Here is a 21,130-nt window from a genome sequence, read left to right on the forward strand (position 1 = left end):
AATATGAAGGAGCTTTTAGACATGAACAGGATTCCCCAGCATATTGCTATTATCATGGATGGCAATGGACGTTGGGCTATGGAGCGTGGTAAAGACCGTAGTTTTGGTCATCAGGCTGGTGTTGACGCTGTACGCCGCATCACCTCTGAGTGTACCCGACTGGGAGTGAAGTTCTTAACACTATACACCTTCTCTACTGAGAACTGGAATCGTCCAGCTGATGAAGTGGCAGCCCTGATGGGACTGGTACTCACATCGCTTGAGGATGAGATTTTCATGAAGAACAACGTACGTTTCCGTGTGATTGGTGATCGCTCACGCATCCCAGAAGCAGTAAACAAGAAGCTGGCCGAGACAGAGGAGCATACAGCCAAGAATGACAGCATGACCATGGTTGTGGCTTTGAGCTACTCATCGAAATTAGAGATGACCACTGCTGCCAAGCAGATTGCTCAGGAGGTGAAAGAAGGTAAACTGGATGTGAACAGCATCACCGAGGACACAATCACCGAGCGTTTGTGGACCAACTTCATGCCCGATCCCGACCTATTGATACGCACTGGTGGCGAGGTTCGTATATCTAACTATCTGCTGTGGCAGATTGCTTACTCGGAACTTTACTTCTGCGACACATACTGGCCCGACTTTATGGAGGACGACCTGCATAAAGCCATCTACAGCTATCAGAACCGTCAGCGCAGATTTGGTAAGACCGAGGCACAGGTAGAGGCCGAAGAGAAAGAGTAAAAAGATAAGAAAATAGAAAGTAAAAAAAATAGAAGAAGGAAGTGGCTTGTATATATATTATTAATAAGGTGAAAAGAATGGTAAGGGGAGTGTTATCTTTTTACCTTCTTATCTTTTTCCCCTTAATGGCTTCTGCTCAGGATAAGATTGTAAACCCAGATATCTCGTATGCCGGTACGCCACGTACCTGTGAAATCGGTGGTATCGCAGTAGAGGGTGTAGAAGGATATGAGGACTATGTATTGGCAGGTCTCTCGGGACTGACGGTAGGTCAGGAGATTGAGTTGCCAGGCTCACAGATAACCGAAGCCGTAAAGCGCTACTGGCGTAATGGATTGTTCTCAAAGGTTCAGATTACAGCCGACTCTATCGTAGGAAGCAAGGTGTATCTGTGCATCCACCTGGGCTTGCGTCCACGTATCAAGGACATCAAATACAACGGAATCAAGAAGGCCGAGCGCGAGGATATGGAGGCTAAGCTGGGTATGGTAAAAGGCATGAGTCTCACTCGTAATATCATCGACCGTGCTAAGATTCTGGCTAAGAAATACTTCGACGACAAGGGATACAAGAATGCTGAGATCGATATTGTGCAGCATGAGGATGCCTCAGGACAGGTAACACTGGATGTAAATATCGACAAAAAGGACAAGATGAAGGTGCGCAACCTGATTTTCGAAGGCAACGATAAGTTGAAGACGAGCAAGATTAAAGGCTCGCTGTTTGGCAAGGGTGCTTTCGGTAAGATTCATGAAGCAGGCAAGCTCACCAACTTCTTCAAAGCCAAGAAGTTTACCGACGAACGTTACAAGGAGGCCAAACAGGCTCTTATCGAGAAATATAACGAGTTAGGTTTCCGCGACGCTACCATCATCGAAGATTCGGTTTACGCATTCGACGACAAGCACGTGAACGTGTTTGTGAAGATTGACGAAGGAGAAAAATACTTTGTACGCAATATCACATGGGTAGGAAACACCGTGGTTACTACCGACTATCTGAATGCCGTTCTTGGTATGAAGAAGGGTGATGTATATAACCAGAAGCATATCGACAAACGTTTGAAGGAGGATGAGGATGCCGCAGGCAACTATTACTACAACAATGGTTATGTATTCTCGAATATCGACCCCGTCGAAGTGAACATCGACGGCGACTCTATCGACATTGAGATGCGCGTTACCGAGGGTCCTCAGGCTCACCTCAACCACGTTCGCATCTACGGTAACGACCGTCTTTACGAAGAGGTTGTACGCCGTGAGCTGCGCACCAAGCCAGGCGACCTGTTCAATAAGGAAGCTCTGACACGTTCGGTTCGTGATATCGCCTCTATGGGATTCTTCGATCCTGAGAAGGTGGTACCCGATATCAAGCCAAACGTTGAGGATGGTTCGGTTGACGTGAATTGGCGCCTGGAGCAGAAGAGCAACGACCAGCTGGAGTTCTCACTCGGATGGGGACAGACAGGTATCATCGGTAAGATTGGTATCAAGTTCAACAACTTCTCTATCCGCAACCTGTTTGGTAAGAACAAGCTGCACCGTGGTATCCTGCCTTATGGTGATGGCGAGCAGCTCGGCTTCAGTTTCCAGACCAACGGTTCGTACTACAGCTCGCTGAGTGCAAACTATGGTACCAACTGGTTTGGCGGAAAGCGTCCTAACAGCCTCAATGTAGGTGTGTTCTACTCTAAGCAGAGCGATATCTCTAGTTATTATCGTAACAACGCGTTCTACAACAACTATTCGATGTACACCTATGGTATGGGAAGCTACAACCCCTACTACATGAACTATGAGTCAATGCTTGATGATGACAAGACCATGACCGTGTTCGGAGCATCACTTGGTTGGGGTAAGCGTCTGCGCTGGCCAGATGACTACTTCCAGTTGTCGGCACAGCTCGGTTTCTCACGCTATATGCTGCGCGATTGGAGCTACTTCTATATCCACAACGGTAACTGTAACAACATCAACATCGGTCTCACTCTGAGCCGTACTTCTACCGACAACCAGCTCTTCCCACGCCGTGGTTCAGAGTTCATGGCATCGGTAACCGTTACACCACCTTGGTCGCTGTTCGACAATAAGGACTATAAGAATCTGGCCAAGAACTCTAACTCATCTACCTACGAGGACGAGTTGCAGGATGTTTACCGCTGGATTGAGTATCACAAATGGAAGTTCAAGAGCCGCACCTTTACAGCCCTCACAAACGGTCAGAAGTGCTTCGTGCTGATGACTCGTGTAGAGATGGGACTGCTGGGCAGCTACAACAAGGATAAGCGCTCACCATTCGAGACCTTCTATGTGGGTGGTGATGGTATGAGTGGCTATTCATACGGCTATTCTGAGGAGACCATCGGTCTGCGTGGTTACGAAAATGGTTCGCTCTCTTACTCTTCGGCCTACGAGACCATGATGAAGGGCGGCACCATCTCATCTTACAACTCATACGCCTACGACCGATTCACCCTGGAACTGCGCTACCCCTTCATGCTGGGTAACACCACCATCTATGGTCTTGGATTCCTGGAGGGTGGTAATGCATGGGCCAGCGCTAAAGACTTCAACCCATTCAAGATGAAGCGTTCTGCAGGTATCGGTGTACGTATCTTCCTGCCAATGGTAGGTTTGATGGGTATCGACTGGGCATACGGTTTCGACAATGTATATACCAGCCAGTATGGCGCTCAGAAGCGAGGCGGAAGCAACTTCCACTTCATTCTCGGACAGGAATTCTAAGTGTAATTAAAAGTGTAGATAGTTATGAAGAAATTGATTATTTGTGCACTTTGTGCCATCTGCGGTTTCACAAGCATCAGCGCCCAGAAGGTGGCTGTGATCGACATGGAGTATATCCTGAAGAATATACCAGCCTACGAGCGTGCTAACGAACAGTTAGGTCAGGTATCTAAGCAGTGGCAGGCAGAGGTGGACGCCTTGAATGCCGAGGCTCAAACCCTCTACAAGAACTATCAGAACGAAGTGGTATTCCTCTCAAAAGAGCAGAAGAAGACTAAGCAGGATGCTATCGTCAACAAGGAGAAGCAGGCTGCCGAACTGAAGAAGCACTACTTCGGTCCAGAAGGTGAACTCTTCAAGAAGCGCACAGCCTTGATGACCCCTATCCAGGAAGAGGTTTACAATGCCGTAAAAGACATTGCCGATCTGCGTGGTTATCAGCTTGTACTCGATCGTACCAGTGAGGCTGGCATCATCTTCAGCTCACCCAAGATCGACATCTCATCTGAGGTGCTCCGCAAACTGGGATACACAAATTGATAATTGATAATTGACAATTGATAATTTAAAAACTTATAATAATATGAAGAAATTTATCATCTGCGCAATTTGCGCACTTTGCGGTATCAGCACCGCTAATGCACAGGGCAAGTTCGGCCATGTGAACACCCAGGAGATCATGCAGGCCATGCCTGAGTTCACCAAAGCCCAGAACGAGATCAAAGCCCTGCAGGACCAGTATGAGGCCGACCTGAAGAGCATGCAGGACGAGCTGCAGAAAAAGGGTGAGGCTTTCGAGAAAGAGCAGGCTTCTCTGCCCGAGAACATCAAGCAGCGCCGCCAGCAGGAGCTCCAGGACATGTATCAGAAGATTCAGCAGAGCTATCAGGACAACCAGCAGGCACTGCAGAAAGCTTCAGCTGAGAAGATGCAGGCCATCCAGACCAAGATTCTCGATGCCATCAAGGCTGTAGGTCAGACTGGTCAGTATGTTTACATTATGGAGAACAACTCGCTGCCTTACATCAGCACTACCCTCTCTACTGATGTAACTGCTCAGGTTAAGACCAAACTCGGTCTGAAGTAATCAAACGAATAGTATAATAACAAAATCACACCACCATGAAACGATTCCTCGTACTTCTTGTGGCATTCGTATCGCTCCACGCTTTTGCACAGGACGATGCCACACCATCTGTTAAGTTTGGCTACCTTAGCTATCAGGCTGCCATCCAGTCGATGGCTGATTACAACTTGGTACAGCAAAGACTGACCGACTTGAAGAATCAGTATCAGGCTGAAGCCAAGCGCGTAGAAGACGAATTCAACAGGAAGTACGAGGAGTTTCTTGATGGACAGCGCGACTTCCCAAAGAGTATTCTGCAGAAACGTCAGAGTGAACTGCAGGAACTGATGGAGAAGAACATCAACTTTAAGAACAGCAGTCGCCAACAGCTGGCCGAAGCCGAAACAGAGGCTTTTTCACCACTCTATGCCAAGCTTAATGCCGTACTTGCTGCAATCGGACAAGATAGGGGCTATGCATTCATTCTCGACACCGATGTAAAGGCCTTACCTTTTATCAACCCCGACATGGGCGAAGACATCAATGATATCGTAAAGGATGCTCTCAAGTAATCCCGGACCAATTGGAATCTTCGACAGTGGTTACGGCGGACTCACCATCCTACATGGAATCCGTCAGCTGCTACCCGAATACGATTATCTTTATTTGGGCGACAATGCCCGTGCACCTTATGGACCACGTTCGTTTGATGTGGTCTATGAGTTTACACGACAGGCTGTAGTCAAACTCTTCGAGATGGGTTGCCACCTCGTCATTCTGGGCTGTAATACAGCCTCAGCCAAAGCATTGCGCACCATACAGCAGAACGACCTGCCACAGATAGACCCTGAGCGCCGTGTGCTGGGCGTCATCCGTCCTACTGCCGAAATTATCGGTTCGCTCACCACCTCACGCCATGTGGGCGTATTAGCCACCGAAGGTACTATCAAGAGCGAGAGCTACGACCTGGAGATACGCAAGCTCAGTCCTGACATTCAGGTATCGGGTGTGGCCTGTCCGTTCTGGGTACCGCTGGTAGAGTACAACGAGGCCGATTCGCCTGGTGCCGACTACTTCGTAAAAAAACGCATCGATGAAATCATGCGCAAGGACCCAGCCATCGACACCATTATCCTGGGCTGCACCCACTATCCCCTACTCATGCCTAAGATACTGAAGTATCTGCCAGCAGGCGTACGGGTTGTTCCGCAGGGTGAATATGTGGCTGAGAGTCTGAAAAACTATCTCGAACGCCACCCCAACATGGAGCAGCATTGCTCAAAGCATGCAAGCGTTCATTACCTGACAACAGAGAACCCACAGAAGTTCCAGGAACAAGCCCAGATATTCCTCCACGAGCCCGTAGAGGTAGAGAACATCACACTAGGATAGACGAAGATGAAACGAGTTATCCAAACCATACTCTTACTGCTACTGGTTGTCAGCGCTGCTGCTGATGACAGTATCAGATTGCGCAGTTGCAACATCCGCAATAACACACAACGCGCCTTAACACGTAGTGTAAAGCAAAACAGAAGCGTCTCATATATTGGCCATAAAAGACAACTGGTAGTTCTGGCAGCTTTTGCTGACGTAAGTTTTGTAGACCCGAATCCACTACAGCTTTGGGGCAGGATCTTTAATGAAGAGGGATTTGCTGAGGACCAATTTATAGGTTCTGTACACGATTATTTCTACGATCAGAGCTACGGAAAGTTAAATTTACAGTTCGACCTGCAATATGTGAGGTTAAACAGCAAGTGTGCGAAATATGCCAGTACAGCTAAAAACGATGATAATTCACAATATCTTGTTTACGACATTGTGGATTCTCTAACCAACAGAGGGAATATAGACTGGTCAACATACGACTGGGATGATGATGGAAATATCGACCAGATTATCATCATCTATGCTGGCAAAGGACAGAATGATGGTGGTGGCACGAATACCATCTGGCCGCACCATAGTTTCCTGACTTGGCACACTGGAGGTCACACAAAAAACGTAACCAGCGGTGGGAAAGACTACATAATAAACAGATACTGCTGTATTCAGGAAAGAAAAAACACGAATAGCTACGGTTCCTTTGGCACAATATGTCATGAATACAGCCACTGTTTCAATTTGCCAGATATATATGCAGGCAAGAGCATCATAGAATATTGGGACCTGATGGATGCTGGCAACTATAATGCCGACGGATTCAAGCCATGCAACTACTCTGCTTTCGAACGAATGCTTATGGGATGGATAGATATTCAAGAGCTGACGACCGCTGAAGAGATCAATAACATACCAGCCTTGTCTGATGAACCCAAGGCCTATCTCGTGCGCAATGACGGTTACTCTAATGAATTCTATATCATAGAAAACCGCCAAAAGAAAGGTTGGGATGCAAATCTGCCAGGAAGCGGCCTCGTCATATTCCACATCGATTATGATAAGACACTCTGGGATAATTTAGCAAACATAAATGCAAATTATCTGCGCTACACGATTATCCCAGCCAACAACAATAGTAATGTATCAGGACAAAGTGGATGGGCGTACCCTTATGTAGCCAACGACTCGCTAACAAACCTGTCGGTGCCCGCAGCAGAACTAATCCATCCAAACACCGACAACTCACTACTGATGTCGAAACCTATTACCAAGATGCGTGTAGTGAACGGACTGGCAAGTTTCCATTTCATGGACAGCACACCAACGGGCATCAGTACCACGACGCCACAATCAGACAAACCAGAAGCTATCTACGATCTATATGGCCGACGAATCAACGCTAGCGAAGTAAAGTCGGGCCTATATATCATCAAATACAAAAACGGAGAAACGAAGAAAGTGGTTTTCAACTAAACCTCAGTCTTGCTGATGCTTCATGTTTCTAGGGTGGTGCTCCAAGATTTCTTGGCGCAGGGTTGAGGTATCTATATGGGTATAGATTTCTGTGGTGCCAATATTCTCATGTCCTAAAAGGGCTTGAATAAAACGCAAGTCGGCACCACCCTCAAGCAGAGCAGTAGCAAAAGAGTGGCGAAGTGTGTGAGGCGAGATAGTCTTCTGTATGCCAGCCTCCTTAGCCTGAGCTTTAATCATAATCAGAATCATAGTACGCGTAAGATGAGCCCCACGGCGATTCAGAAACACATAATCCTCCTCGCCTGGTTTGATATTCATCAGTTGGCGATCATCAAACCAGTAACCCAGTTCTTGAATGGCCTTTGGCGAGATGGGTACTAAACGTTCCTTAGAGCCTTTACCCAATACACGGACATACTCCTCGTCGAGATATAAATCGGACAACTTCAAGTTTACAAGTTCACTAACACGAAGTCCACACGAAAAGAGCACCTCAATGATAGCACGATTACGATGTCCCTCCCACTTAGAGAGATCGATACTAGCTTTGAGAGATTCTCTTTATCCCTCCCTTCATCCCTCCAATTAGTACCATCTGAATCATTGTGAAGTGGAGACCACATGAGAGATTAGGGAGAGATAAGGGAGGGATGCGGAGAATCTCTCAGTCCGGTAAACGACTATGTATAAAGCACTTACATAAAATTATTGAGAGATGAGAGTTTTTTCGCTTGTGTCTATCGATTCAGTACGACAACAGAATTATCGTCTACTTTTTCAGTTAATAAAGAGAAAAAATGTCTAGTGAAATCAGGAAAAGTCAACCAACAAGGGTGCGAAAAATGTTCCCAAGTTGGGAACATTTGCTTCCCAGGTTGGGAACGAAACATTCCCAACCTGGGAATAATACAGAAGAAAAACTGTTTGTCAGACTTAAGCCAAATCAATTATACGCCATTCATTTTAACATTAGTTATTAAATAATCCAAAAAATTAGTAGTTTTCCAAGAAATAAATTGATATTATGAGAAAATTACGTATATTTGCAGTTGACTACTTGTTGTCTGACGCCAAATGATATAGCCGAACGTATTCAGCAAATCACATCGCAAAAGACAAACCACACCAAGCCAAGAGAGGCCTGCATCCCCAAATGGAACGTAGCAGGTGTGGTACGAGATAGTCACGACATATTAAAAAAGGCGTTTGCAAAGCGCTTTGTTTTGACGTGTAGAAACTTCGCAACTTTCTGGAATTGTCAGAACACAGCAACAGCAGATGTCCTCGGGATTGTATATAGGAATCCCCTATTTTCTTTCGTCTCAAGTAAATTGAGGTGATTGAGAAGGGGAGGATTATATTCATATCGGCGTGGGCTTCAGCGTTGCTCGTTCAACAATTCCGGGCAATGCGAAGGCCTCTACACGTGGGACGAGCGACATGCAGAGTTCCCACGCTTTCTTTTTATGTCGAAAATAGTCAATAGTAACGATTTTAAAGCAGTCGAATCTGGGACTATAGACTGGTAGACAAAAATTATGAACCTAAAACAACTTCTATGTTTAGCAGGTCTTGTACTATCTATGAATGTGCAAGCTCAACCTATGAATGTGCAAGCTCAACAATTAAAGATTCATGTTGACAAGAAAGGTAAAATTGGTTATGTTGACCAAGATGGTAATGAAGTCATCAAATGTCAATATGAATCTGCCCAACCTTTTAATGACGGTATTGCAATTGTTACGAAGGGTGGAAAGTCAGGCATAATCGACACTAAAGGAACTGTTTTGCTTCCATTGAAATACACTCAGATATTCCCATGGAACAAGAACCTTTACCTTATCAAATCAGGAAAATTAATGGGACTTGCGAACCATGAAGGCAAAGAAATGCTACCAGCTAAGTACTCATTCATTTCGCGTCCAAATTGCTATGGTAAAGCAATAATTGCATTAGGTGGTAAAGCTACACCCTCCGACAAAAAGACATACATGGCAAAAGCAAAGTATGGTATTATCAATGCAAATGGAGACATATTAGTAGAACCAAAATACAAAGGACTATATGAATTTGCATATGATGGAGCAAATGAAGTAAAATACTACGAGGGGAAACGTCTTTTGTTCAGCTACCATTGCACAGCAGACACCTTAGTTACTGATTGTACTTATTTGGGATTCAGCGGGAATAACCTTGGGATTTATAATGCCGGCATCATTGATAGTAAAGGAAAAGAAATCTTAAAACCAGGTTTGTACTACTTTGTTATGCAACCACAGAGTGGTATGGTAAGATACTATAATGTTACAAAGAAACAAACAATATGCGGTTATCACAATCTAAGCACTGGTAAAGGATTTGAAGCAGCCAAATTCGACACAAAGTTCGATGACATCAAATTCTGGACTCATGGAGATTTTATCGGCGAAGTTGCACCTGTTAATGGCAGCACATGGTCATTCATCAACAATAGCGGGACAACAGTCAGAACAGGATATTCTTCATTAAAGCATAGCATTGCAAGTGGATTATGGGCTGCAAAGAACAATTCTGGAAAGTGGGAAGTTTTTAATGATCATAACAATGACATCGCACCACTATCTGGATATGATGAAATCGAATTTCCTAGATTCAAAGAAGATCAACAAGTGTTTTCTGTCTTAAAAGAAGGAAAATATGGTTGTATCACTCGCTCTGGTGACATCAGAGTTCCTTTCGAATTCGAGAAAGCTTACGGCAACATATACGACATGATTGCTGTTATGAAAGATGGAAAATGGGGAATGGTTTCACCCGAGAACTCAGAACTCATCCCTACAGCTTTCGCAAACGTTGTTTTCCCATCGGAGCGTAACACAAAACACATGTGGGTAACGAAAGAGGATTCACTATTCTATCACTATAATCTGCAAACTAATCAGATATCTACCACTGGTTATAAAAGAGTTGACAACTTCAAAGAAGGTATCGCCCATGTTGCACCAACGGACATGATAGTCGACAACACGCCATTGAATCGCGCACAAATATTTCTTCCAAATGCAGTCAAAACAGATATCGACAATGTTGATGTAGCAAAGAACATTGATAAATTCGGCTATCTCATAAATACCAATGATGAAGTACTGATGGATATGCCTGTTTCTGTAGCATATAAAGACCTGATAGTAAAAGAAATCCAAAAGCGTAATGGACGCGCTTTAACATCCATGGAGAAGAAGAATATACTATTAGAGGCCACACGTGAGAATCGTTCTTACGATTTGAATGCAACACTAAGTAAAAATGAATGGAATTATTAACTTCAAAGAAAGACGGTTATGAAGATGCGATATATCATATTAGGACTTGCAGTAGCAACAGTTTCTAACACACTTGCCCAAGAAACAGAATCAAATTATCGACGCAGTTCGATATATTCAATTTTAGTTAATCACACAGACCAAAAGTTTGCAGGTGAAATCAAAGAAGCTTTCTTGCAGATTCCTGTTCCAGACAAGTTTAACGATCACAATCTGAGCGTCAAAGTCCTCACCATGGACAAAAAGCTATCTGGAGCTGGTAGTGAAAAGGAGAATACTGAGATTACTTCATTCCTTAATAATAATAAGGTTGCAAGTCGCCTAGTTGGACGCTGGTTCAATAGAGATTTCTTCACTGGGAAATGCGACATGGAATTGATAAAAGAGCGTGGTCTCTATAACGCGACAGAGTTTGATAAGCAATTGGCAGATCGTTCAGCTCGCGGCATTGCTATGCTCCAGGATGCAGGTGAAGATCTAATAGGTAACACTTTTGTCATTGTGAACGATATACGTTACGTAGACAAGAATAAAGGTGCAAAAACAGGAGCTGCGATAATTAAGATTCTAGGAGCAGTTGCTGCGGCAGCAACAGGAAGCAATATCGACGATTTGACGGACAATATCGGAGATATGGTTGAAACTATTAAAGGTTTTAAAGTAAAAATCAACACCTTCCTCTACCAACTGGAATGGTCGGATGATATTGCTAACCTATTCTATCAGGAGCAATACTCTGGCACACCAAATCATGAGAAATGGGCTACCTTTGAGGCTGCGCGAGGAGACTACAAGCTGAAGTATGTTGGCAAAGTTGAGAGTAGTGGTGGTACAACGTCATTCTTAGGCATTAACGAAAACGAGCCGATTGTAATGGTACGCAAAGCTTGTCAGCGAGCTATTGACGAAAATGTTGTCGACCTGCAACGAAATTACATCGAATTCAGAACAAAGACACCATTAGTGAGCGTTGAGCCACTCACTGCCTTTATTGGAATGAAGGAGGGGGTTAGTTCGAAGAGCAAATTCGAAGTACTAGAAGTTGTTGAGAAAGAGAATGGGAAACATGAATATAATCGTGTAGGAGTTATTGAACCCATTGATAATCTTATTTGGGACAATCGTTACATGGCCGTTGAAGAGGGGGCCACAGGCGCCACACTTGGCTATACTACTTTCCGCAAAGTCAGTGGCAAAGATTTTGCCAAGGGCATGCTAATACGTGAAATGTCAAACAAATAATTTCAAAACAGAAAAGAAAGAAATGACAATGAAAAGAACTGTTAGTTTATTATTCCTGCTATTCACAATGATACTTGGTGTAGCAGCGAAAGGTGATAAAATGCCTCAATATGATATTACTGGGGCTGGATCAGGTACAGAAGGAACTCTTCTCGTAAAAGTATACGTCTATGCTAAAAGCGTAAAAGATGAAGACCTAAAGCGAGCAGCTGTTCATGGAGTGGTATTCCGGGGCTGTAGTGGTAATGCAAGCGGTGCACGGCAACCAGCCATGGCATCACCAACAGCAGAAATCGACAATGCCGCTTTCTGTGAAGCATTTTTCGCAAAAGATGGTCAATGTCAGAATTTTGCAAGCATCGTTACAGGATCATACGATCGTGTAAAAACACAAAAGGGGTATAAATGCGGTGCTATACTTCAAATAGACAAGACTGCTCTCCGCAAAACACTTGAACAAGCAGGTGTAGTTCGTTCTCTATCATCTGGTTTCTAACCCATAATTCACAAAACATGAAGAAAGTATTATTATCATTATTACTTTGCACATTTACTGCAACTGGCTACGCACAGTACCGTGATGTAAAACTTCCCGAAGCACCCAAGCATACAAACTATAGAGATTACGAGACACAGGACAATGGTTTCTGGTTTGCCGCTGAAGCAGAGGGTGCCAGCAGCGCTATGCCAGTACGCAGGAACATGCAATTTGCCAGTGCGACATTTACAACAGGATATCGTTTCAACGAGTTTCTGCGTCTGGGTGTTGGACTCGGCACGCGTATTTATGTCAACAATGCCGACGTAAGAGATACTGAAAACAGATTTGCATTTCCTGTATTTGCAAATATGCGTGGTAATTTTATTTCAGCTTATGATCGCGATGGTGTTCCTTTCTGGTCAATTAATGCCGGCTATGCCGTCAATGATGGAGTATTTGCCAGTCCTACTATCGGATATAGTTTCGGCGGACTACGTAACAACTTCCTGATAGGTATTAGTTATACAATCAGTCGTTTTAAAGATTACAAGAAAGAGAATACGACTTTCAGCTATTTCGGTTTAAAACTAGGATATGAATTCTAAAACTAAAAATCGTCTGATATGAAAAAATTAGTATTAATCATAATAGCGAGCATATCGCTGACGTGTGTCCATGCGCAGAATAAAGCTATCTATGCCCGAACTTCCATCAGATGTCTTGGTGTAGAGTTAGATGGATCGCAAACTCTCCGTGTACAAGGATACGGCCGAAATCGTACAGATGCAAAGGAGCAGGCAAAGAAAAACGCGGTATGGGCAGTCATCTTTGAAGGTATACGCGATGGCGTACAAGGGTGTAACAATCGTCCACTCGTAACAGAAGTGAATGCAAAAGAACGCTACGAGAACTACTTTAACATTTTCTTTGCCGATGATGGCGAATACCAGAAATATGTATTGCTACGCGATACCAAGAAACGCTCAGGTGGTAGATCTAAAGACAAATTAGGTTATGCTTATGATCTAACCATTCGCGTACTGAGGGCTGAATTAAAAGCACGCCTAAAGGCCGACAATGTTATAGACTAAAAAGGAACAAATTATGAAAATAAAAACATTATTATCCATCATGATGCTGACAGCATTTTCACTGTCAGCAATGGCGCAAGCAAAGAAACCAACTCTAATGGTAGTGCCAAGTGAAGCTTGGTGTAAAGCTCATGGCTACGAACAGACTTTCGACAACCAAGGCATGATTGAGGAAATTCCAGATTACAAAGCTGCAGTATCTTCTGACCAACAGCTAAATGCAATCATCTCTAAGATTAATACCCTTATGGCAGATCGAGGATTCCCTCTTAAAGATCTTCAGCAGAATCTGAGAAGTATCTCTAACCTCTCGGCAGAGGATAGACTGATTACTAGTAAGACCAGCGGTTCAAACATACAGGAAAGTCCATTAGATCGTTTACGCCGTACAGCAAAAGCTGACATTTTACTGGAAATAGACTGGATGGTCAATACTGTAGGACCAAAGAGTAGCATCACTTACAATCTGCGTGCCATCGATGCATATAGTAATAAGCAAGTTGCAGGTGCACAAGGAACAGGAAAGGGTTCCTTCTCTGCAGAAATACCAGTATTATTGGAAGAAGCGGTTCAAGACCATATGGACAGCTTTGTTGAACGTTTGCAATCTCATTTCGATGATCTGCTAACCAACGGCCGTGAAGTTGTACTCGATATGCGTGTATTTGATATCGGGACAATCGACTTTGAAAAAATGTATGGTGACTTAGAACTCAGTGAAGTTATAGACAATTGGCTATCGGACAACTGCGTGAACCATCGATTCAGCAAATCAGATGCCACTGAATCAATGATACTATATGAACAGGTACGCATTCCGCTATACAAAGCTAACGGATCAGCTCAAGACACTTATGGTTTTGCCCGCGAACTAGCTCGTTTCTTAGGCGCATCACCATACAACATCACAGTAAAGACTGTTAATCGCGGTCTTGGGCGATGTCTTTTAATTTTAGGAGAAAAGTAGAAAGGAGGATTTGAATTATGAAAATGAAGAATATTCTGGCAATAATATGCCTTATGGCTTCTGCGAACACTTTTGCTCAAGACTGCGTATTGCCCATTTCCATCCAGCTTGATGAAGATTTTTCCAATGTTCCAACCGCAGCAAGTAACATCTTGTATCAGTCACTACTTCGTGTAGCGACAGAAAATGGCCTTACGACAGAAGCTCCAACTACTCCCTTCGTGCTAACAGCACATTGTGATGTACTTGATAAGAGTAATTTACCTGGACCACCTATTCAGACGGTGTATAATTTTGGTGTAACATTTTATATGGCTGACACCTATAGCCAGAAGAAATTCGGAACAGCATATATTACACTTGATGGCGTAGGCACAGGTGAAGTTAAGAGCTACATCAACGCATTCCGTCGAATTAATACCCGAAATAGTGAGATCATCAATCTCATAAATCGAGGGAAAAAGAACATGTTGAACTATTACGATTCACAGTACCGTAACATCATTAAGGAGGCTAAGAGGCTTGTAGGTCTTCAGAAATACGAAGAGGCACTAACAATGGTATTAGCAATACCTCTCTGTTCGAAAGGTGGTGAAGAGGCTACGCGCTACGGGCTTGAACTCTACACGAAGTATCTTGATAGAATGAATCTCTATCTACTTAATCAAGCAAAAGCGCTATGGGCTGCTGGTCAGGATCAAGAAACGGCCTACGAAGTGTGTTCTATGTTAGCACAGATTGACCCAGATGCTGCCTGTTACAACGAAGCCTGGAAACTTATGAAAGAAGTTAAAGCACAGGTTCGTAGTGACATCGACTTTGAGATGCGCGAGAAGTATCATGATCAAATCAAATTGGAGAAAGACCGTATTCAAGCCGCCAAAGCTGTAGGCGTAGCATTTGGTAATAATCAGAAACCCACAACAACCAATTTAATGTGGCTAAGATAAAAACTGAATCTTAATAATGGTCGTATCCTGACCTAATCTATTAACTACGTACCAAAGGATACTTGGTGCAATCTAAAAACAAAAACTGTATGAAAAGAACATTACTGATGGTTGTTCTCGCACTCACAACCTTTACAATGAGCGCACAGGAAGACTCAAAGCTGACATTAAAAGTTGGAGCCGGTTTTTCTTCTGTTGTTGGTAGCGATGCAGATACAAAGTTAAACTTTGCATACAAAGCAGGTTTCGCTTACGATTTAAGTGTTTCTGAAAATTTCTCTATTATTCCTGGTATTGAGTTTGTAACAAAAGGATTCAAGTCTGATGCTGTTGACGGCAAAATAAGCATGTCATACCTAGAAGTTCCTATTTTTGCAGCATACAAGATACCTGTTTCTGACGGCATGAAACTCGCCATTAAGGCTGGTCCATACGTTGCTTACGGTCTTTTCGGCAGTGAGATTGAATGGTACGGCGGTGGCAAGACAAAGGTTTTCGACAAAGACGGTGGATATGACCGTTTTGATGTTGGTGCTATTGCAGGCTTATCACTAGAATTTGAACAGTTCAATATTGGTTTAGAGTATAGCCGCGGGCTCAAGAAATTAGATTCGAACTTTAGCCAATTTAACCAAGCTTTTGGCGTCGTCTTTGGATATAAGTTCTAATTGATAGGATTCCGATAAAGGACTTCCACTTGGTTACTAAACCTAAGTGGAAGTTCTTGTTTTTTAGAGTAATGAGAACGATGTGCGCATATTATTTATCACACAATTATTCAAAGCGGATTATTTAAGTTAAATTATTCAAAATGAATAATTAATTTCAAATAATTTGTTGGTGGTTTCATGGAAATAACCTATCTTTGCCGAAAAATAAACGAGTTATGAGCATAGTTACAAATCCATTTATCGCGTCGGGCAAGATTCCTGCAGAGCTTTTTTGCGACAGGAAGGACGAGTCGAAACGCCTCATCCAAAGTTTAACTAATGGTGCCAACGTTGTATTAATGTCGCCACGACGAGTTGGTAAAACACAGCTCATATACCACTGTTTTGATAAACCTGAGATAAAAGACCACTATATTACCATATTTGTGGATATACTCCGAACATCATCATTCCAGGAGTTTACCTATGAATTTGGTAAAGCTGTATTCAACACTCTCGCCACAAAGGGGCAAAAGATGCAGAAACTGGCTATCGCTACCATGAAATCGTTGATGGGTAACATCACCATCGATCCAGCTACCATGCTACCTACATTCGGACTTGCCATAGGAAATATACAAAACCCAGCCTATTCGTTAGAGGAAATATTCCGCACACTCGAACTGGCAGGCAAGAAATGTATTGTCGCAATCGATGAGTTCCAACAGATAACTAACTACCCAGAGAAAAATATCGAGGCTATTCTGCGTACGCATATACAAGAACTAAGTAACTCAGTATTTATTTTTGCAGGTAGTGAGCGACAGCTACTTGAAGAAATGTTCTTAGAATCAAGCAGACCTTTTTATAATAGTGCAGACATACAGAGTATTGACATTATTGCTGAGGAGAAATATAGTGAGTTTGTACAATATCATTTTAATAAGAATGACAAGAAGATTGCAAACGATACCATCAGCCATGTTTATCACCTCTTTGAGGGCAACACCTATTATAATCAGAAAACATTCAGAGAGGCGTTTGCGCAAACCGCTCAAGGCGAAACTTGTTCACTGGAGACAGTTGATAACAGCATCAACCTAATGATTAAAGAAGCAGACCATCTTTATAGCGAGAAACTCTCAAGACTCTCTCTCCCACAAAAAGAACTGCTATATGCCATTGCTAACGAAGGCCGAGCACAGAAAATTACATCAGGTGCATTCATCCGCAAGCATCAGCTCAGCTCTACCAGTAGTGTCCAGCAAGCTATTAAGAAATTGCTCGCACTTGGACTCGTTTCAACATCATCAAGCGAATACTTTATAGCTGACCAACTGATGTATCTTTGGCTAAGGAAATAAAGACATTCACTCTACGACCGTTTCAAATTCCTCGGGTGGTGCTCCAAGATTTCTTGGCGCAGGGTTGAGGTATCTATATGGGTATAGATTTCTGTGGTGCCAATATTCTCATGTCCTAAAAGGGCTTGAATAAAACGCAAGTCGGCACCACCCTCAAGCAGAGCAGTAGCAAAAGAGTGGCGAAGTGTGTGAGGCGAGATAGTCTTCTGTATGCCAGCCTCCTTAGCCTGAGCTTTAATCATAATCAGAATCATAGTACGCGTAAGATGAGCTCCACGGCGATTCAGAAACACATAATCCTCCTCGCCTGGTTTGATATTCATCAGTTGGCGATCATCAAACCAATAATGCAGTTCTTGGATAGCTCTGGGTGATATCGGCACCAACCGTTCCTTGGAGCCTTTACCTAACACCCGCACATATTCCTCTTCGAGATAAAGATCTGACAGTTTGAGGTTTACAAGTTCGCTCACACGCAATCCACACGAGAAGAGCACCTCGATGATAGCGCGATTGCGATGCCCCTCCCACTTGGATAGGTCGATGCTAGCTTCCAGTCGGTCCACCTCGGCAGTAGAGAGCACTTCTGGCAGGTGGTCGCCAATCTGAGGCGACTCCAAGAGTTCGGTAGGATCATCATCACGATAGCCATCCAATTGCACAAACTTAAAAAAGCTTCGAATGCCACTAAGTATGCGGCATTGCGAACGTGGATGGATACCGATGTCATGCAAACCGGCAGAGAAATGTTCCAAATCTGCCAGGGTTACATCTGCCACACCAAGCTGCTCCCGCTCAAGGTAGTCGAGCAGCTTTCGCAGGTCACGCTGATAAGCATCGAGCGTATTACCCGACATATTTCGTTGCAGCTTCAAATACCGCACATAAGCCTTTACAATGTCCTTTTGGACTACCATTTGTATATTTTTGGTGCAAAGTTAATGCATTTTTTCTATATTTCAGAAAAAATTTGTACCTTTGCAGCCGTATTAATACATTTTATAAAAGAAAAATGAAGATTCTGATTATCAATGGTCCGAACTTGAACCTGTTGGGCCAGAGAGAACCTGGTATCTATGGTTCGTCGTCTTTTGACACGTACCTGCCAGAGTTGCGCAAGCGTTTTGCCGACATCGACATCGAGTATTTTCAGAGCAACATCGAAGGAGCGCTGATAGACAAGATGCAGGAGGTGGGCTTCAGCTATGATGGTATCGTGCTGAACGCCGGTGCCTACACCCACACCTCGATTGCCCTGCAGGACTGCATACGCTCACTGAAGGCACCTGTAATCGAGGTTCACATTTCGAATGTGCACCAGCGCGAGGAATTCCGTCACAAGTCGATGATTTCATGTGCCTGCAAAGGCGTGATTCTCGGCTTCGGTCTCGACTCGTACCGACTGGCCATTGAAGCGCTGAAAGGATGACGCTCGACGAATACATCCTGCAGCACACGGAGCCAGAGCCCGACTATCTGTACCAGCTGTGGCGAGCCACCAACATACACACCATTCATGGGCGTATGGCAAGTGGTCATCTGCAAGGCAGGCTGCTCAAAATGCTGGTCAGAATGATACGTCCCAAGAACATCCTGGAGATAGGCACATTCAGTGGATATAGTGCCATCTCAATGGCTGAGGGGCTGAATGAAGGTGGAAAGCTTTACACCTTTGAGATTAACGACGAGATGGAGGACTTTACTCGCCCCTGGATAGAAGGTTCGCCAGTGGCCGACAAGATAGAGTTCATCATCGGCGACGCATTAGAAGAGGCGCCCAAATTAGGCATCGCATTCGATCTGGCGTTTATGGATGGCGACAAGCGCACCTATCGCGATTGCTATGAGATGGTGATGAAGCTGATGAAGCCAGGAGGGTTTATCCTGGCCGACAATACATTATGGGACGGACATGTGGTGGACCATGCCTACGACAAGGACCGACAGACTCAGGGCATCGAGACATTTAATGACTACATAGCCCGAGACCCCCGCGTAGAGCAGGTGATACTGCCACTTAGAGACGGTCTGACACTGATAAGAAGAATTGATGATTGAAATTGATAATTGACAATTAAGAGATGCAAGAAACAAGACAAAACAAGATTGCGAGATTGCTGCAGAAGGAGCTCTCGCTGATATTCCAACAGCAGACACGCGCCACTCACGGCGTGATGATATCGGTAACGCGTACCAAGATATCACCCGACCTGAGTATCTGTACAGCTTATCTGAGCGTATTCCCCAGCGAGAAGGGCGAGGAGATCCTGGCCAACATCAATGCCAACGCCAAGCAGATACGCTACGAACTGGGCACACGTGTGAGAAACCAGATGCGCATCATCCCTGAGCTGCGATTCTTTATCGACGACTCACTCGATTACATTGAGCGTATCGACGAACTTTTGAAAAAGTAAAAAAGGTGAATTTCCCCTTCTTCATAGCTCGTAGGTATCTGTTCTCGAAGAAATCCACTCATGCCATCAACGTCATCAGTGGTATTTCGGTCGTGGGGGTAGCTGTAGCCACGATGGCACTGGTAGTAACACTATCGGTGTTCAATGGGTTTCACGACCTGGTGGCATCGTTCTTCACCAGCTTCGACCCGCAGCTCAAAGTCATGCCTGTAGAAGGCAAAACGGTAGCTGCTGACGACCCTATACTGACAGAGATAAAAGCGCTGCCAGAGATAGAAGTAGCAACAGAAAGTGTGGAAGATATGGCATTGGCCATATACCGAGGTCGACAGGCTATGGTCGTGATAAAAGGTGTGGACGACAACTTTAGCGAGCTAACGCATATCAATGAGATTCTGGTGGGCGACGGCGACTTTAGTCTGCACGCCGCAGAAATGGACTACGGCACATTAGGAATCAGACTAGCTGAAACACTCGGCACTGGCTATACCTACGAGGAACCGATACATATCTATGCGCCCAAACGGGAAGGACAATTAGACATGACCAACCCCGACGATGCTTTCGAAGAGGACGAACTCTACTCACCAGGCGTACTGTTCAGTGTCAAACAGGCACGCTACGACAAGAACTACATCCTGACCAGCATCAGTTTCGCACGCCGCATCTTCGGACAACAAGGCATGCTGTCGTCGCTCGAGTTACGACTGAAGCCAGGCAGTAACTTTGAAAGCACGAAAAGTAAAATACAGAAGGTGTGCGGCAAGAAGTTTGTAGTAAAAGACCGATTTGAACAACAGGACGACACCTTCAAGATTATGAAGATAGAAAAGCTGATAGCTTACATCTTCTTGACATTCATCCTGATGGTGGCCTGCTTCAATATCATAGGTTCGCTTTCGATGCTCATCATCGATAAGAAGGACGACGTGGTAACCCTGCGTAACTTAGGTGCGAGCGACAAGCAGATTGTGCGCATCTTCCTCTTTGAAGGACGTATGATTTCGGCCATAGGCGCCATTCTTGGCATCCTAATAGGTCTGACCCTGTGCTGGCTGCAGCAACGCTATGGCATAGTGGCTTTAGGCTCGTCGAGCGGCACATTTGTGATCAACGCCTACCCAGTGAGTGTACATCCGGAAGACATCGTATTGGTGTTCTGTACGGTACTCATCGTTGGCTTCCTCTCAGTATGGTATCCAGTTCGCTATTTTGCAAAGCGACTATTAGTGTGACAGTTTACATTA

The 21,130-nt window shown here is 44.2% G+C and carries 21 protein-coding genes and 1 pseudogene; 20 read left to right on the top strand and 2 right to left on the bottom strand.

From position 1 onward, the window contains the following. Positions 1-3: 3 nt before the first annotated feature. The 7 genes from T360_RS0106470 (at position 4) to T360_RS0106500 (ending at position 7,416) form a co-directional block, all read left to right on the top strand. Positions 4-747 (top strand): isoprenyl transferase, encoded by a 744-nt coding sequence (locus tag T360_RS0106470; RefSeq protein WP_028912058.1) that lies wholly within the window; start codon positions 4-6, stop codon positions 745-747. Positions 748-824: 77 nt separating this feature from the next. Further along, a complete protein-coding gene (locus T360_RS0106475) occupies positions 825-3,491 on the top strand; it encodes an outer membrane protein assembly factor (RefSeq protein WP_081772721.1) in 2,667 nt (888 codons plus the stop codon). A 24-nt stretch (positions 3,492-3,515) separates the two neighbouring features. Beyond that, complete coding sequence (locus T360_RS0106480) at positions 3,516-4,031, top strand: OmpH family outer membrane protein (protein ID WP_028912060.1); 516 nt, start codon at positions 3,516-3,518, stop codon at positions 4,029-4,031. Between the two features lie 43 nt (positions 4,032-4,074). After that, positions 4,075-4,578 (top strand): OmpH family outer membrane protein, encoded by a 504-nt coding sequence (locus T360_RS0106485; protein ID WP_028912061.1) that lies wholly within the window; start codon positions 4,075-4,077, stop codon positions 4,576-4,578. Positions 4,579-4,613: 35 nt separating this feature from the next. Beyond that, on the top strand, positions 4,614-5,129 hold the full coding sequence (locus T360_RS0106490) for an OmpH family outer membrane protein (protein ID WP_028912062.1): 516 nt from the start codon (positions 4,614-4,616) through the stop codon (positions 5,127-5,129). Beyond that, positions 5,116-5,949 carry a glutamate racemase gene (murI, locus tag T360_RS0106495; RefSeq protein ID WP_028912063.1) on the top strand — a complete coding sequence of 278 codons (834 nt, stop codon included), beginning with the start codon at positions 5,116-5,118 and terminating at the stop codon, positions 5,947-5,949. The genes T360_RS0106490 and murI overlap by 14 nt, the downstream gene beginning before the upstream one ends. Positions 5,950-5,955: 6 nt before the next feature. Beyond that, positions 5,956-7,416: a M6 family metalloprotease domain-containing protein gene (locus T360_RS0106500; RefSeq protein WP_036929050.1), complete on the top strand. Its 1,461-nt coding sequence runs from the start codon at positions 5,956-5,958 to the stop codon at positions 7,414-7,416. Between the two features lie 3 nt (positions 7,417-7,419). Here the strand turns inward: T360_RS0106500 and T360_RS14795 are convergent. Further along, positions 7,420-7,971 (bottom strand): annotated as a pseudogene (locus tag T360_RS14795) (tyrosine-type recombinase/integrase); the annotation flags it as partial. Positions 7,972-8,957: 986 nt separating this feature from the next. Here T360_RS14795 and T360_RS0106510 point away from each other — a divergent pair. The 9 genes from T360_RS0106510 to T360_RS0106550 all read left to right on the top strand — a co-directional run bounded on the left by T360_RS0106510 (position 8,958) and on the right by T360_RS0106550 (position 17,466). Next, complete coding sequence (locus T360_RS0106510; RefSeq protein WP_081772722.1) at positions 8,958-10,721, top strand: WG repeat-containing protein; 1,764 nt, start codon at positions 8,958-8,960, stop codon at positions 10,719-10,721. A gap of 18 nt (positions 10,722-10,739) precedes the next feature. Next, positions 10,740-11,963 (top strand): hypothetical protein, encoded by a 1,224-nt coding sequence (locus T360_RS0106515; protein ID WP_028912066.1) that lies wholly within the window; start codon positions 10,740-10,742, stop codon positions 11,961-11,963. A 28-nt stretch (positions 11,964-11,991) separates the two neighbouring features. After that, a complete protein-coding gene (locus T360_RS0106520) occupies positions 11,992-12,459 on the top strand; it encodes a hypothetical protein (protein WP_155949402.1) in 468 nt (155 codons plus the stop codon). Between the two features lie 17 nt (positions 12,460-12,476). After that, positions 12,477-13,049, top strand: coding sequence for a hypothetical protein (locus tag T360_RS0106525; RefSeq protein ID WP_028912068.1), 573 nt, complete (start codon positions 12,477-12,479; stop codon positions 13,047-13,049). An 18-nt stretch (positions 13,050-13,067) separates the two neighbouring features. After that, the gene (locus T360_RS0106530; RefSeq protein WP_028912069.1) at positions 13,068-13,535 is read left to right on the top strand and encodes a hypothetical protein; all 468 of its coding nucleotides are present in this window, start codon (positions 13,068-13,070) and stop codon (positions 13,533-13,535) included. A gap of 13 nt (positions 13,536-13,548) precedes the next feature. After that, positions 13,549-14,502 (top strand): DUF6175 family protein, encoded by a 954-nt coding sequence (locus T360_RS0106535; RefSeq protein ID WP_051523442.1) that lies wholly within the window; start codon positions 13,549-13,551, stop codon positions 14,500-14,502. 17 nt (positions 14,503-14,519) lie between these two features. After that, positions 14,520-15,452, top strand: coding sequence for a hypothetical protein (locus T360_RS14800; RefSeq protein WP_051523443.1), 933 nt, complete (start codon positions 14,520-14,522; stop codon positions 15,450-15,452). 89 nt (positions 15,453-15,541) lie between these two features. Further along, complete coding sequence (locus tag T360_RS15730; protein WP_051523445.1) at positions 15,542-16,120, top strand: porin family protein; 579 nt, start codon at positions 15,542-15,544, stop codon at positions 16,118-16,120. Between the two features lie 218 nt (positions 16,121-16,338). After that, on the top strand, positions 16,339-17,466 hold the full coding sequence (locus T360_RS0106550; protein WP_028912071.1) for an ATP-binding protein: 1,128 nt from the start codon (positions 16,339-16,341) through the stop codon (positions 17,464-17,466). Positions 17,467-17,477: 11 nt separating this feature from the next. Here the strand turns inward: T360_RS0106550 and xerA are convergent, their stop codons facing one another. Continuing rightward, positions 17,478-18,383, bottom strand: a complete 906-nt coding sequence (xerA, locus tag T360_RS0106555) for a site-specific tyrosine recombinase/integron integrase (protein WP_028912072.1) — start codon at positions 18,381-18,383, stop codon at positions 17,478-17,480. Between the two features lie 95 nt (positions 18,384-18,478). Here xerA and aroQ point away from each other — a divergent pair, with 95 nt between their 5' ends. Genes aroQ through T360_RS0106575 form a run of 4 tightly spaced genes read left to right on the top strand, consistent with a single transcriptional unit; the run spans position 18,479 to position 21,118 of the window. Further along, entirely contained in the window at positions 18,479-18,895 is a 417-nt protein-coding gene (aroQ, locus tag T360_RS0106560) for a type II 3-dehydroquinate dehydratase (RefSeq protein WP_028912073.1), read from the top strand. Further along, positions 18,892-19,524, top strand: coding sequence for an O-methyltransferase (locus T360_RS0106565; RefSeq protein WP_028912074.1), 633 nt, complete (start codon positions 18,892-18,894; stop codon positions 19,522-19,524). The genes aroQ and T360_RS0106565 overlap by 4 nt, the downstream gene beginning before the upstream one ends. Positions 19,525-19,547: 23 nt before the next feature. Further along, on the top strand, positions 19,548-19,883 hold the full coding sequence (rbfA, locus tag T360_RS0106570) for a 30S ribosome-binding factor RbfA (protein WP_028912075.1): 336 nt from the start codon (positions 19,548-19,550) through the stop codon (positions 19,881-19,883). 5 nt (positions 19,884-19,888) lie between these two features. Next, entirely contained in the window at positions 19,889-21,118 is a 1,230-nt protein-coding gene (locus tag T360_RS0106575) for an FtsX-like permease family protein (RefSeq protein WP_028912076.1), read from the top strand. Positions 21,119-21,130 lie beyond the last annotated feature (12 nt).

Origin of the sequence: Prevotella sp. MA2016, from assembly GCF_000619825.1 — a bacterium.
Classification (GTDB): domain Bacteria; phylum Bacteroidota; class Bacteroidia; order Bacteroidales; family Bacteroidaceae; genus Prevotella.

Excerpts from the sequence above, each read along its gene's own strand:
- T360_RS0106470 (WP_028912058.1), top strand. The coding sequence starts at position 4 with ATGAAGGAGCTTTTAGACATGAACAGGATTCCCCAGCATATTGCTATT.
- T360_RS0106475 (WP_081772721.1), top strand. The coding sequence starts at position 825 with ATGGTAAGGGGAGTGTTATCTTTTTACCTTCTTATCTTTTTCCCCTTA.
- T360_RS0106480 (WP_028912060.1), top strand. The coding sequence starts at position 3,516 with ATGAAGAAATTGATTATTTGTGCACTTTGTGCCATCTGCGGTTTCACA.
- T360_RS0106485 (WP_028912061.1), top strand. The coding sequence starts at position 4,075 with ATGAAGAAATTTATCATCTGCGCAATTTGCGCACTTTGCGGTATCAGC.
- T360_RS0106490 (WP_028912062.1), top strand. The coding sequence starts at position 4,614 with ATGAAACGATTCCTCGTACTTCTTGTGGCATTCGTATCGCTCCACGCT.
- murI (WP_028912063.1), top strand. The coding sequence starts at position 5,116 with ATGCTCTCAAGTAATCCCGGACCAATTGGAATCTTCGACAGTGGTTAC.
- T360_RS0106500 (WP_036929050.1), top strand. The coding sequence starts at position 5,956 with ATGAAACGAGTTATCCAAACCATACTCTTACTGCTACTGGTTGTCAGC.
- T360_RS0106510 (WP_081772722.1), top strand. The coding sequence starts at position 8,958 with ATGAACCTAAAACAACTTCTATGTTTAGCAGGTCTTGTACTATCTATG.
- T360_RS0106515 (WP_028912066.1), top strand. The coding sequence starts at position 10,740 with ATGAAGATGCGATATATCATATTAGGACTTGCAGTAGCAACAGTTTCT.
- T360_RS0106520 (WP_155949402.1), top strand. The coding sequence starts at position 11,992 with ATGAAAAGAACTGTTAGTTTATTATTCCTGCTATTCACAATGATACTT.
- T360_RS0106525 (WP_028912068.1), top strand. The coding sequence starts at position 12,477 with ATGAAGAAAGTATTATTATCATTATTACTTTGCACATTTACTGCAACT.
- T360_RS0106530 (WP_028912069.1), top strand. The coding sequence starts at position 13,068 with ATGAAAAAATTAGTATTAATCATAATAGCGAGCATATCGCTGACGTGT.
- T360_RS0106535 (WP_051523442.1), top strand. The coding sequence starts at position 13,549 with ATGAAAATAAAAACATTATTATCCATCATGATGCTGACAGCATTTTCA.
- T360_RS14800 (WP_051523443.1), top strand. The coding sequence starts at position 14,520 with ATGAAAATGAAGAATATTCTGGCAATAATATGCCTTATGGCTTCTGCG.
- T360_RS15730 (WP_051523445.1), top strand. The coding sequence starts at position 15,542 with ATGAAAAGAACATTACTGATGGTTGTTCTCGCACTCACAACCTTTACA.
- T360_RS0106550 (WP_028912071.1), top strand. The coding sequence starts at position 16,339 with ATGAGCATAGTTACAAATCCATTTATCGCGTCGGGCAAGATTCCTGCA.
- xerA (WP_028912072.1), bottom strand. The coding sequence starts at position 18,383 with ATGGTAGTCCAAAAGGACATTGTAAAGGCTTATGTGCGGTATTTGAAG.
- aroQ (WP_028912073.1), top strand. The coding sequence starts at position 18,479 with ATGAAGATTCTGATTATCAATGGTCCGAACTTGAACCTGTTGGGCCAG.
- T360_RS0106565 (WP_028912074.1), top strand. The coding sequence starts at position 18,892 with ATGACGCTCGACGAATACATCCTGCAGCACACGGAGCCAGAGCCCGAC.
- rbfA (WP_028912075.1), top strand. The coding sequence starts at position 19,548 with ATGCAAGAAACAAGACAAAACAAGATTGCGAGATTGCTGCAGAAGGAG.